The following is a 12,705-nucleotide window of genomic DNA, read 5'->3' on the forward strand; positions in this document are numbered from 1 at the left end:
TTAACCTGATTTATCGCAATATTGGATTTGATGAGCACGCAGCAAGAAGAAAAAATTAGAATTCTGTACGTCGACGATGAGGAAAATAATCTTCAGGCGTTTAAGGCTACTTTCAGAAGGGATTACAAAATATTTCTTGCAATCTCCGCCAAGGAAGGCACCGAAATACTTGAAAAAGAGGAGATTGACATCATAATCACTGATCAAAGAATGCCCGAAAAAACGGGTGTTGAATTTTTGGAAAGCATTATTCCTTTTTATCCACAACCAATCCGTGTTCTCCTTACCGGATACACAGACGTTCAAGCCGTAATCGACGCTATCAACAAAGGCCAAGTCTACCACTACCTTACCAAACCTTGGGAAGAAGATTACCTTAGGACCGTGATCAAAAACGCATTCGAAGTCTACTCGCTCAGAAGGGAAAACCAAAGACTAACCAATGCATTGCTGAAGGCAAATGAGCAACTGGAATTTCTTCTTCGCCAGAATTTACTTTCCTGATATCAATATCTGGCAGCCAGCAGCAGCTGTAGTTCCTTGTGATTTAATCCAAACTTTCGTGCTAAAAACGCATTTGTAAGACTGCCTCGATAGGTATAGACTCCACGCAGGAACCACTTGTAGTTGAAAATCATTTCTTCTGCCCCACCCAAATCGGCCATTTGTAGAATAAGTGGAGTGAAAATATTACTCAGCGAATAAGAGGCCGTTCTTGCCACCCGGGAAGCGATGTTGGGTACGCAGTAGTGGATAACGTCATGCATTTTGTAAACCGGATCATCATGAGTGGTCATTCGGGCTGTCTCTATACATCCCCCTTGGTCAATTCCTACATCGATGATTATACTTCCATGAATCATATTGGCAACCATTTCCTCGGTAACCACAATCTTATTTCTTCCTTTTTCCGCGCGTAAGGCACCAATCACTACATCGGCTTCTGAGAGTGCCTGACCTAAACTGAAATTATCAATAGTAGAGGTATAAATCTGCTGACCCAAAAGCTGCTTGATTCGTCTAAGCTTGTAAATATGGTTGTCAAATACTTTGATGTTTGCTCCCAAACCAATGGCAGTTCGGGCAGCATATTCGGCTACAGTACCCGCACCAATAATGACAACCTGAGTAGGTGGAACACCCGTCACACCTCCCAGAATCATTCCCTTACCTTCATTAACGCTGGACAGGTATTCTGAAGCAATGAGCATAACGGTACTTCCGGCAATTTCTGCCATGGCTCTGACTACTGGCATTCCCCCAACTTTGTCTTCGAGATATTCAAAAGCTACTGCAGTAATCTTTTTTTCATTGAGTGCTTTAATAAACTCGGCATCATGCTTTTCCAATTGTAACGCAGAAATCAAACAGCAGCCAGGAGACATTTCAGCAATCTCCGCCACACTCAAAGGGTCAACTTTCAGGACTACATCTGCCGACAGAACTTCCTTACGGGAATAAGCGATTTTTGCCCCTGCATCTGAATAATCCTGGTCCTTAAACTTGGCACTTAGGCCTGCCCCGGTCTCCACTATTACCTGAATATCATTATTACTCAGCAATCCAACAGCTTCCGGAGTTAGTACAACCCGCTTTTCCTGTGAAGAAATTTCCTTGGGAATTCCTACATGAAGTGGCTTGGCACCTTTTTTCACCTGCAAAGGTGATTCTTTAGCAATCAGACTAACAGAAGTGAGTTCGCTTAATTCAGTTGACATCTTGGGCATGTTGAAGGGTGATGGTTCTGTCTAGTACAGAATCCGAGATTATCCTAATGAGCAAAAATTCATTGGGGAGAAATTGGGCGATTTTTTCAGCCCATTCAATCCAGCAATAATCGCCACTATAAAAATACTCTTCTATTCCGATATCCAATGCCTCGGTAGGATCATCCAATCTATAAAAATCAAAATGATAAATTTTGATTCCTGAGGAGGCATCATATTCGTTGACGATCCCAAAGGTCGGGCTGCTTACCTGATCGTGCACGCCCATTTCTTTTGAAAGCGCCTTGATCATGGTCGTCTTTCCAGCACCCATTTGGCCCTGAAAAACCCAGATCTTTTCACTACCCGCAAATGCAATAATTTGACGTGCAGCATCTTGAATCTGATCGAGTCGGTATTGGACGGTAATCAATGGTATTTTATCGTTTGGCTGTCAGGTGCACAATTGGCACAATCATTTCCTCCAAAGATATACCACCATGCTGAAAAGTGTCCTTATAATAATTGACATAATAATTATAGTTGTTTGGATAGGCGAAAAAATAATCCTCCACTGCAAAAACATACGAGGAAGAAACATTCAATCGCGGCAACTTTGCATCCTCAGGTTTTTTAATTTCAAATACCTTTCCGTGCTCAAAATTCAGGTTTTTCCCCTGCTTGTAACGGAGATTGGTCGTCACATTTTTGTCTCCGATGATTCGATAGGGTTTGTTTACTTTTTTGGTACCGTGGTCAGTAGTGACAATGACATCCGCTCCCGCACTTTGGATTTTTTTGAATAAATCGAATAGTGAGGAATGCTCAAACCAACTTCGGGTAAGTGAGCGATAGGCCGACTCATCCGGAGCCAGTTCACGGATCATTTTCATGTCAGTTCGGGCATGAGACACCATGTCTACAAAGTTGTAAACCAGAATATTCAGATCATTCTGTAGGAAGGTGTGGAATTGATCCAAAACTGCCTTCCCCTGCTGGGTCTGAATGATTTTGTTGTAGGTAAACTTTATCGGAAGACGGTTTTTGTCCAGATTGATCCGAATCCAATCTTCTTCGAATTTATTTTTCCCTTCATCAGAATCTTCATCTTCCCAAAGCGACGGATAAAATCGCGCCATATCCAATGGCATCATACCACTGAATAATGCATTTCTGGCAAAGGCAGTGGTGGTGGGTAAAATACTGTAATAAGTCTCCTTTTCCTGGACATTGAAATATGGATTCAGCAGATGCTCCAAAACTTCCCACTGATCCAAGCGGAGGTTATCTATCACGATGAGGAACAAAGGTTTTTTGTCTTTCAAAACCGGAAATACTTTCTCCTTCAAAACCCGGTGGGAAAGCAGGGGTTTATCGGTGTTTTTTTCCTCCATCCAATCCAAATAATTGTCTTTGACAAATCTGGCAAAAGAGGTATTGGCCTCGGATTTTTGATTATCCAGGACCTCCAGCATGTTCTTGTTTTCTGTAGAATCAATCTGTAATTCCCAAAAAATCAGCTTCCGGTATAGGTCAGCCCAGTCTCTGTGATCCTGTGCATCTCCTAAAGCCATACTGATTTGCATGAATTCCTGCTGATAATTCTGAGTTGTCTTGGTGTCGATCAGTTGTTTGTTCTGAAGGATTTTCTTTACCGAAAGCCAAATCTGACTTGGATTGAGCGGTTTGATCAGATAGTCAGCAATTTTGCCGCCTATCGCGTCGTCCATGATGTGCTCTTCTTCACTTTTGGTGATCATCACCACCGGAATCTGCGGCTTAATCTGCTTGATCTGCTGAAGGGTTTCCAATCCCGTCATTCCCGGCATCATTTCATCCAAAAAAATCACATCAAAGTTCCGCTCTTCAACCTGTTCTATCGCATCTACACCCGAATTCACTGTAGTGATCGCATAGCCTTTTTGCTCCAAAAAAAGAATGTGGGGTTTAAGCAGATCGATTTCATCATCGGCCCAGAGGATATTGAATTTTTGAGACATGTGTATTTCCCTTTCTTTTAAAATTATAATTACTTTTGAGTCAATCAAATGAGTGCTGATTGAAAAGCCAGAAAATAATTAATGATCCAGTTTATGGATTCATTACCATCCCGAGTGAGTTAATTTTCACAATCATTGACCATCCTTACTTCCAGAGATTACGCCGGATCAGACAGTTGGGTTTGACAGACTTTGTCTATCCCGGTGCGCTCCATACACGATTCCACCATGCCATAGGCGCGATGCATCTGATGAGCATTACGCTGGACAATCTACGAATTAAAGGCACGGAAATATCCGATCAGGAATATGAAGCTGCCTTGATTGCAATTTTACTTCATGATATCGGACACGGGCCGTTTTCTCATGCGCTCGAATCCAGTCTCCTCAAAGGAATTCCCCATGAAGCGCTATCGCTTATGACTATTGAACTCCTAAATGAACAATTAGGAGGTCAATTAGCGCTCGCTTTACGAATTTTTAAGAATCAATATGATCGGAAATTCCTGAATCAATTGGTGTCCAGCCAATTGGATATTGATCGATTGGACTACCTTCAACGCGATTGTTTCTTTACGGGAGTTTCGGAAGGTACAATCGGGGCAGATCGAATCATCAAAATGATGGCTGTCAAGGACGGACAGTTGGTAATCGAGGAAAAAGGGATTTACTCCATTGAAAATTTCCTGAGTGCCCGTAGATTAATGTATTGGCAGGTCTACCTTCACAAAACGACTGTCAGTGCAGAAAAAATGCTTATCAATCTCATTCAAAGAGCAAAGAATCTCGCTCAAGCCGGAATAAAATTTACTGTGACTGAGGAGTTTGAATTTTTCCTCAAAAATAACTTCGAACTCCAAGACTTCAGAAATGACCGAAGAATCCTAGAAAGCTTTTTGAGTTTGGATGATTTTGATATCTGGGGTGCAATCAAACTTTGGAAAAGCCACGAAGACTACGTGCTTCGCAATATTTCTCAGATGTTTTTGACTCGAAATCTTTTCAAGATTAATTTGGTCAACGAGCCATTTTCAAGTGCTGAACTTGAAGAAATGAAAGTTAAAACGCTCAAAAAGCTTCAGATACCTGCGATCGACATCGATTACTTTTTTTGTTCGGGAAAAGTGAGCAACTATGGCTATTTGGCTACCGATCGAATTAATATTTTGACCAAAAAAGGAAAGGTAATGGACGTGGCTTTGGCAGCAGATTTACCGAATATCAAAGTAATGAGTAAGATCGTGGAGAAACACTACATATGTAAGGCTAAAAACCTAATTTTAACCAAATAAACTCGTTAGCTAGTTATGGAATTCACAGTAGGCCAACTTGCCGCACTTTTAGAAGGAAAAGCAGAAGGAGATGAAAATCAAACGGTAAACCGGCTTGACAAAATCCAAGATGGCAAATCGGGAGGGATCAGTTTTCTAGCCAATGAGAAATACGAGTACTTTCTGTACGAGACCGATTCAACCGCAGTCATTGTCTCAGAGGATTTTATTCCCACAAAATCATATAAAACTACACTCATACGGGTAAAAGATGCCTATGCGGGATTTACTAAGCTGTTGGAAGCATACACACAATTCACCAAAGCCATGGTAGTGGGCGTAGAAGAACCCAGCTTCATCCATCCTTCCAGTGTAATCGGAGAAAATTGTTACCGGGGGGCATTTTCTTACATCGGGAAAAATTGCCAACTGGGCCAAAACGTAAAAATCCATCCCCAAGCATTCATCGGTAACAATGTAAAAATGGGTGATAATTGCATCATTCATTCCGGAGTCAAAATCAATACCGATACGCAAATCGGTAACAATTGTGAAATCCTACCCGGAGCTGTAATCGGAGCCGATGGATTCGGCTTTGCACCACAGCCAGACGGCACATTCAAAGCAATCCCTCAAATCGGTAACGTAATATTGGAAGACGATGTAAGGATTGGCTCAAACACCACCATCGATTGCGCCACTATGGGCTCGACTATTATCCGCAAAGGGGTTAAAATAGACAATCAAGTACATATAGCACATAACGTGATCATCGGCGAAAATACGGTCATTGCAGCTCAAACGGGTATTTCCGGCTCAACTGAAATCGGAAAAAACTGTGTTATCGCAGGAAAAGCAGGAATTGTAGGACACATTAAAATTGCAGATCATACTACTATAGGAGCCAACACAGGCATCAGTAAGTCCATTAAAAAATCTGGTCAGACACTCTTTGGATATATGTCCATGGACCTAAAAGATTTTTTGAGATCCTATGCACTTTTCAAAAATCTGGACGGCCTGGAGAAGCGAATCAAAGAACTGGAAAAAAAGGGCTAATTTTGAAGCTTTGAAATTCCGAAAGGAAAAAAAATCATGAAATCGAGCATCGCTAATAAGTCACTAACTAGGATGATTGTCAACCGTGCGAGATTCCATATGCCCTCTGAAGGGCAAATTATAATCATATGAAAGTAAAACAACATACCATTAAGAGACAGGTGGAACTTTCCGGGGTTGGACTTCACACCGGGGTAGTTTCCAACATGACTTTCCAACCCGCCCCCCCAAATCATGGCATCAAATTTCAGCGGATCGACCTCGAAGGGAGACCAACAGTGGACGCAGATTGCGATTTGGTTGTGGATGTTTCCCGTGGTACTACTTTAGAACAAAACGGTGCAAGAGTTTATACCGTGGAGCATGTCTTGGCAGCATTGGTAGGACTTGAGATTGATAACGTGATGATCCAGTTGGATGGTCCAGAGCCTCCGATTATGGATGGATCCTCGATCCAGTTTATTGAGGTTTTGGAAGATGCCGGTTTTGAAGAACAGAATGCCCTCAGAAGATTTTTTGAAGTTCAAGAAAGTATCCAATATAAAGATGTCGCTCGCGAAGTGGAAATGGTAGCTCTCCCCACTGATAATTATCGCGTGACTGTGATGGTGGATTACAATTCCCCCGTACTGGGAAGTCAGCATGCCTCCATCACAGACATCAGCCAGTTTAGATCCGAAATCGCCTCCTGCCGAACCTTCTGCTTTCTTCATGAACTTGAAATGCTGTATAACTCCAACTTGATCAAAGGCGGAGATCTGAATAACGCAATAGTGGTAGTCGATCGGGTCGTAGAAAAGGATGAATTGGCCAATCTGGCCAAAATGTTCAATAAGCAATCCGTAGAGGTCAAGAAGGAAGGGATTCTAAATAATGTAGACTTGAGATACAGAAATGAGCCTGCCCGTCACAAATTACTTGATGTCGTTGGGGATCTAGCCTTGGTTGGAAGGCCGCTTAAAGCACAAATTCTGGCTGCCCGCCCAGGGCATGCCGCGAATGTGGCCTTTGCCAAAAAGCTAAAAAGAGCTATGGAAAAAGCCGGAGCCTCCCATATTCCACATTACGATCCAAAGCTCCCTCCGGTAATGGATATCAATCAGATCAGCAATATCCTACCACACCGGTACCCATTTCAATTAATTGATAAAATTATCTATCTGGATGAAAATGTGGTGGCCGGAGTGAAAAATGTAACAATGAACGAACCATTTTTCATGGGACACTTTCCCGGCAATCCTGTAATGCCGGGAGTACTCCAAGTTGAGGCAATGGCTCAAACCGGAGGTATTTTGGTCTTGAGTACAGTCGATGATCCGGAAAATTACTGGACTTACTTTCTTGGAATAGAAAATTGCAAATTCAGAAAAATGGTATTGCCAGGCGATACCTTAGTTTTTAAATGTGAACTTTTGGCACCAATCCGCAGAGGAATAGCAAAGATGAAAGGCGAAGCCTACGTTGGAAATACACTCGTCTGTGAAGCTGTGATGACTGCCAGTATAACTCGAAAAGAATCATGATCAGCAGCATGTCTTCTATTCATCCCGGCGCAACACTTGGGGGGAATGTTCAAGTAGATCCCTTTACTATGATCCATGAGGATGTGATCATCGGTGAAAATTCATGGATTGGTTCTAATGTAACTATTTATCCGGGAGCTAGAATCGGTAAAAACTGTCGTGTTTTCCCAGGAGCAGTGATTGCAGGTGTCCCACAGGATCTGAAGTTTCAGGGGGAAGATTCTACAGTCGTCATCGGAGACAACACCACCATTAGAGAGTGTGTCACCATCAGTCGTGGCACTGTGGACAAACAAACCACCATCATCGGGAATAATTGTCTTTTGATGGCCTATGTACACATAGCCCACGACTGTGTCATCGGAAGTAATGTGATCATTGCAAACTCCGTTCAAATCGCCGGGCACGTATCGATAGACGACTGGGCAATCATTGGAGGATCCAGCGCGGTACACCAATTTGTAAAAGTTGGAATGCATGCCATGATCTCGGGAGGTTCATTGGTCAGAAAAGATGTTCCGCCATTCACCAAAGCTGCTCGGGAACCTCTTTCTTATGCAGGGGTCAATTCTTTGGGAATGAGACGACGTGGGTTTTCCAGCGAAACCATCTCACACATCCAGGAAGTCTACCGCTACCTTTTCCTCAATAGTCTCAACAACAGCCGGGCTCTTGAAGAGATCGAAGTCAACCTGCCTGCAACCAAGGAACGAGATGAAATCCTAAACTTTATCCGATCCTCAGAACGAGGAGTAATGAAAGGCTATATCAATTGATATGGTGAAATCGAGCCTGCCTGCCTAAGGCAGGTTTGGCCTTTAAAAAACAAATGTTAATCCTATGAAAATCCAGTTGCATGAGGCTTCTAAGCGCTTTGAATACGAATGGATTTTTAAAAATTTAAGCCTTCAACTCAAGAAGGGAGATTCTCTTGCAATAACCGGGGGTAATGGATCGGGAAAGTCAACTTTGCTTAAATGCCTTTCCGGAGCAATCCCTTTTTCATCCGGAAATATCACTTTTGAATCTGAGGGAAATCTTATTCCCGAATCAGAATGGTATAACTATCTCTCAATTTCAGCACCTTACCTGGAGTTACCTGAGGAGTTCAGGCTCATCGAACTAATTGACTTTCATTTTAAATTCAAGCGTCCTTTCAAACAGGTCCAACCCAAAGAATTGATTGAGATACTTTACCTCGATCAGCATGCAACAAAGCCTGTTTCCCAATTTTCTTCAGGCATGAAGCAACGACTTAAATTGGGAATTGCTTTATTTTCAGACGTGCCGCTTGTTTTGTTGGATGAACCGACCTCCAATCTTGATAAAAAGGGGATTTCCTGGTACACTGACTTGATTAAAAATTTCCAAAATGACAGAATTCTCGTTATATGCTCCAATGAGCCCCGAGAATATGAGTTTTGTTTACAAAAACTTGCTTTGGAAGATTTTAAGTAAAAAATTAACCTTTGAACTCTGCTTGATATCTTTAATTTTACAGCATTAAAATTTAGTTTTTATGAAATCGAGCATGATCCCGTATTTACGGGATCACACACTGGGATGATTATTCTCCATGCGAGATTCCATTTGGCCTTTCAAAAACAAATTATAAACAGATGAAATTAAACGTGTGGAAAGTGGCCTTTGCGGCTTTACTGTTTGTGAGTTTACAGTCTTGTGGCGGCGATGATCCTACTCCAACTCCCCCAAAAACACCTGAACAAATCGCTACTGAAGCTTTGACGGGAACTGGAGCCCAAACTTGGGGAATTGCCGGTGGAGGTAGAGTTACCCGAAGAGGAAATAATGTTACAGACCTCTATTCGACTTTTGAGCTGATTCTCAACTCTGGTTCTTCCAAAACCTACACCACAAGAAATAGTAATGATCTATTTGATGCCAATGGAAATTGGGCGTTTGCAGGAACCAACTTTGATAAAATCACTCTGACTGGAACCAAACCTGCAGCTGCAAGAGAAATGTCGTTTACCCAGACCGGCACTAACCTAAAACTGGTATTTTCCATCCCGGCACCCGGCGCAAGAATTAACGGACAGTTTGCTATTGCGGGAGATTATGTGTTTGATTTGATTAAAAAATAATGTGATTATCCGCAATTCTACCAGTATGCTAAAATTGAACTTGAAAAGAGCGGATAATCGTCGACAGACGACCGTCCACAGTCCACAGCTCGTCTCATCGGACTTCTAGCCTTATTTCCTATGGCAACTGGTAAGAGAGCGGATATACAGAAAAAATAAAAATAAACTCTAAAAAATCGAAAGGGAGTCCACTAAGCTCCCTTTTTTATTTCAAGGTCACCAATGTAACTCCAGCACCACCACGATCGGCGTGTTCGTCTTCCATTTTACCTACCGGCGGCATGGCTCTGAGTAGATTTCTGGTGATTTCACGCAGAATTCCGTCTCCTTTTCCATGAACGATCCGTAAGTGTTTCACACCAAGCATATGCCCCTCATCGATGAATGTCTGAATCAAGGATAGGATCTCCTCTCCCCGCTTGCCTCTCAGGTCAAGATTTGGGGAGTAGTCCATCATCTTAGCATTGGTATTGTAATTCCCCCGCTGTGCCAATGCCTTCTGCTCTTTTTTGACCTCCGTTTTTGAGATTTTCTCCAATCTGGAAAGCTTGACATTGGACTTCAAATCTCCGATAGTGATATCAACGTCCTTGTTTCGAATCCCAACTACCTGAGCTACTGCGCCATTGTCTTTCAATCTAACCCAATCTCCTGACTCGATTTTCCCACCGATTACCACGATTTCAGGATCTTTGACAAGCAATTTTTCAGGCTTAACCTCCTGCTTGAATTCTTCCAATTCCTGACGAACCTGCTTGGTTATTTCTTTTTCGGCATTTCCTTCACGGATTTCCCTAATAGTCGCTTCAATCTTTTTGTTAGTCTGATCCAACAAAGATTTCGCCTCCTGCTTGGCCTCCTGGATGTATTTCTTCTTAGTCAATTCCAGGGTTTCCTTCAGCTGATTGTATTCTTTCAGCCTAACCTGAAGCAACTTATCTTTCTCCTTTACCTCCTTCACCAAACCTGAATATTGGTTCTTTTCATTTTCCAATTGGGTCAAAAGCCGATCATAACGCACCCGCTCTTCTCCAATATTCGCTTTGGCATAGGCTAAAATCTCCTTGGATAGACCGATTTTAGAAGCAATCTCCAATGCAAATGAAGAGCCTGGCTTTCCGATTTCCAATTGATAAAGTGGCTCCAGGCGATCCACATCGTAGCGCATAGCACCGTTGACTAATCCTTGATTTTTATTGGCAATCTGCTTCAGATTGCCATAGTGTGTGGTTAATACACCGAAGGCGCCAAGTTTATTTAAGGAAAGTAAAATTGATTCCGCAATCGCCCCTCCAAATTGGGGCTCTGTGCCTGTACCAAATTCGTCAATAAAAAGGAAGGTTTTCTTATTGGCAAATTGGGTAAAATGCTTCATGCTCATCAGGTGCGAGCTGTATGTACTCAGGTCATTTTCCAGATTTTGCTCGTCACCGATATCAATAAAGAAATTATCGAAAAGCGAACTCTTGGAATCCGGATGAACCGGTATCAACAGTCCACACTGCAGCATGTATTGAAGCAGTGCCACAGTCTTTAAGGTGACGGATTTCCCACCTGCATTTGGCCCGGATATCACCAATAGCCGCTCGTGACCACCCAGCCTGATATCTATGGGAACGATCTTTTTCCCCTGAGATTTGAGCACCATCTCCAAGATTGGATGCCTTGCCCGATTCCAACTCAATATTCGCTCTTTGACCAATTCAGGTCTGCAGCTGTCTGTCTTTTGGGCAAATTTTGCTTTGGCACGGATAAAATCCATTAACCCAAGGAAGTTGGTTGCCTTGCGCAAAGCTGGAATTGCAGGCCTAAGCTGATCTGTGAGTCGAGTCAAAATCCGGATGATCTCCCGACGCTCCATGTATTCCAGGTCACGGATTTCATTATTGATGTCGAGCGCTTCCTCAGGCTCCATGAATACGGTCTGACCCGTGGCCGATTCGTCATGGATAAATCCTCTGAGCTTTCGCTTGTTTTCAGCAGACACAGGAATCACCATCCGGCCACTTCGTATGGTCATGGAGGCATCATCAGGGGTTAATCCTTTGGCACGCGCTTCTTTGAAAATCCGCTCCATTACTTTTCGCAGCCTTCCTTCCTCATACAAAAGCTGAGTTCTGATCAGTTGCAATTCTTTGCTGGCATTGCTACGAATCTTCCCTTTCTCATCGATGATCAGATCAATAGCTTTGAGGAGATTCATGTCCAGATCGAGCAGAAGTCCCAAAAGCGCGCTAAGGGTTGGATATTTTTCTCCATGATTTTGGAAAAAAGTAACACAGCCTTTTAGGGTTTGAAGCGCAAGCTTTACTTCGTAGAATTCCTCCTGATCCAAAAAAGCTCCTTCCAGCTTGGCTTTTTCAAGAAAAGGCTGAAGATTGGTGAAATTGGAGTTTGGAAAAACCTCACCTGCTATGAGAATCTGTCTAAACTCTTCGGTTTGGTCTAAAAGCCGCTGGACGAGGTTATAATCTGAGGAAAAAGCAACCTTTTCAACATAGTCCTGACCCAAAGAAGAAGTGCATTCCGCCTTGAGCAAGTCTTTGATTTTGACAAAATTGATCTTTTGATCGAGATTGGATGGGTAAAGCATTAGAATAAATCCTCCTTTTTTTCCGGAACAGATTCTCTTACCACAAGCGAATCGATCACTCGGGCATAGATTCGGTCCATTTTTTTGGCATCCTCCAGGTAGTACAGCAGACTTCTGGTGAAAACCGAATCCTCAACGCCATGTTTAATAAAAACATCTTTCTCCATCAGCGAATAAAGGATCTGGGAAGAATCATAGGGGATGGGGAGTGCACTTACAATTCCTTCGGTCAACTGGATATCTATCAGCACATTGACCAACTCATTCTCAGACAAAATGCCCACGGGCGTAGTGTAGCGATCACAACTACTCAAGAGCGTCAGAAAAAGCAAAAGGGTAAGAATTCGTTTCACGGCTTAAAATTAGGTTTTTTTAACTGATAATGACCTGACCGATTACCTAACTCAAATTTTATAATTCAGTTCAAGACTTTAACTTAGCCAGTTCA

At 42.6% G+C, this 12,705-nt stretch carries 12 protein-coding genes; 7 read left to right on the plus strand and 5 right to left on the minus strand.

Annotated elements, in window-relative coordinates:
* Positions 1–30: 30 nt before the first annotated feature.
* Positions 31–504 carry a response regulator gene (locus BLQ81_RS12740; protein WP_092730580.1) on the plus strand — a complete coding sequence of 158 codons (474 nt, stop codon included), beginning with the start codon at positions 31–33 and terminating at the stop codon, positions 502–504.
* Between the two features lie 2 nt (positions 505–506).
* On the opposite strand, the gene BLQ81_RS12745 is transcribed toward BLQ81_RS12740, so the two are convergent.
* From BLQ81_RS12745 to porX, 3 genes are read right to left on the minus strand one after another with little or no spacing between them, the layout of a single operon-like run.
* A complete protein-coding gene (locus BLQ81_RS12745; protein WP_092730582.1) occupies positions 507–1,718 on the minus strand; it encodes an alanine dehydrogenase in 1,212 nt (403 codons plus the stop codon).
* Complete coding sequence (gene tsaE / locus BLQ81_RS12750; RefSeq protein ID WP_092730584.1) at positions 1,708–2,139, minus strand: tRNA (adenosine(37)-N6)-threonylcarbamoyltransferase complex ATPase subunit type 1 TsaE; 432 nt, start codon at positions 2,137–2,139, stop codon at positions 1,708–1,710. Before tsaE ends, BLQ81_RS12745 begins: the two co-directional genes overlap by 11 nt.
* Before the next feature lie 7 nt (positions 2,140–2,146).
* Positions 2,147–3,706 (minus strand): T9SS response regulator signal transducer PorX, encoded by a 1,560-nt coding sequence (porX, locus tag BLQ81_RS12755; protein WP_092730586.1) that lies wholly within the window; start codon positions 3,704–3,706, stop codon positions 2,147–2,149.
* Between the two features lie 59 nt (positions 3,707–3,765).
* Between porX and BLQ81_RS12760 the strand changes: the two genes are divergently transcribed.
* The 6 genes from BLQ81_RS12760 (at position 3,766) to BLQ81_RS12785 (ending at position 9,664) form a co-directional block, all read left to right on the plus strand.
* Entirely contained in the window at positions 3,766–4,998 is a 1,233-nt protein-coding gene (locus tag BLQ81_RS12760; protein WP_092730588.1) for an HD domain-containing protein, read from the plus strand.
* A 15-nt stretch (positions 4,999–5,013) separates the two neighbouring features.
* Positions 5,014–6,036 (plus strand): UDP-3-O-(3-hydroxymyristoyl)glucosamine N-acyltransferase, encoded by a 1,023-nt coding sequence (gene lpxD / locus BLQ81_RS12765; protein WP_092730590.1) that lies wholly within the window; start codon positions 5,014–5,016, stop codon positions 6,034–6,036.
* Between the two features lie 128 nt (positions 6,037–6,164).
* Positions 6,165–7,559 carry a bifunctional UDP-3-O-[3-hydroxymyristoyl] N-acetylglucosamine deacetylase/3-hydroxyacyl-ACP dehydratase gene (locus tag BLQ81_RS12770; RefSeq protein ID WP_092730592.1) on the plus strand — a complete coding sequence of 465 codons (1,395 nt, stop codon included), beginning with the start codon at positions 6,165–6,167 and terminating at the stop codon, positions 7,557–7,559.
* A complete protein-coding gene (lpxA, locus tag BLQ81_RS12775) occupies positions 7,556–8,335 on the plus strand; it encodes an acyl-ACP--UDP-N-acetylglucosamine O-acyltransferase (protein ID WP_092730593.1) in 780 nt (259 codons plus the stop codon). The genes BLQ81_RS12770 and lpxA overlap by 4 nt, the downstream gene beginning before the upstream one ends.
* Before the next feature lie 64 nt (positions 8,336–8,399).
* Positions 8,400–9,017, plus strand: coding sequence for an ABC transporter ATP-binding protein (locus BLQ81_RS12780; protein WP_092730595.1), 618 nt, complete (start codon positions 8,400–8,402; stop codon positions 9,015–9,017).
* Positions 9,018–9,178: 161 nt separating this feature from the next.
* Entirely contained in the window at positions 9,179–9,664 is a 486-nt protein-coding gene (locus BLQ81_RS12785) for a hypothetical protein (RefSeq protein ID WP_092730597.1), read from the plus strand.
* Between the two features lie 205 nt (positions 9,665–9,869).
* Here the strand turns inward: BLQ81_RS12785 and BLQ81_RS12790 are convergent, their stop codons facing one another.
* Positions 9,870–12,257 (minus strand): endonuclease MutS2, encoded by a 2,388-nt coding sequence (locus BLQ81_RS12790; RefSeq protein WP_092730599.1) that lies wholly within the window; start codon positions 12,255–12,257, stop codon positions 9,870–9,872.
* Positions 12,257–12,610, minus strand: coding sequence for a DUF4296 domain-containing protein (locus BLQ81_RS12795; protein ID WP_092730601.1), 354 nt, complete (start codon positions 12,608–12,610; stop codon positions 12,257–12,259). Before BLQ81_RS12795 ends, BLQ81_RS12790 begins: the two co-directional genes overlap by 1 nt.
* Positions 12,611–12,705: the final 95 nt, after the last annotated feature.

The sequence above is a fragment of the Algoriphagus alkaliphilus genome (assembly GCF_900103735.1).
Taxonomy (GTDB): domain Bacteria; phylum Bacteroidota; class Bacteroidia; order Cytophagales; family Cyclobacteriaceae; genus Algoriphagus; species Algoriphagus alkaliphilus.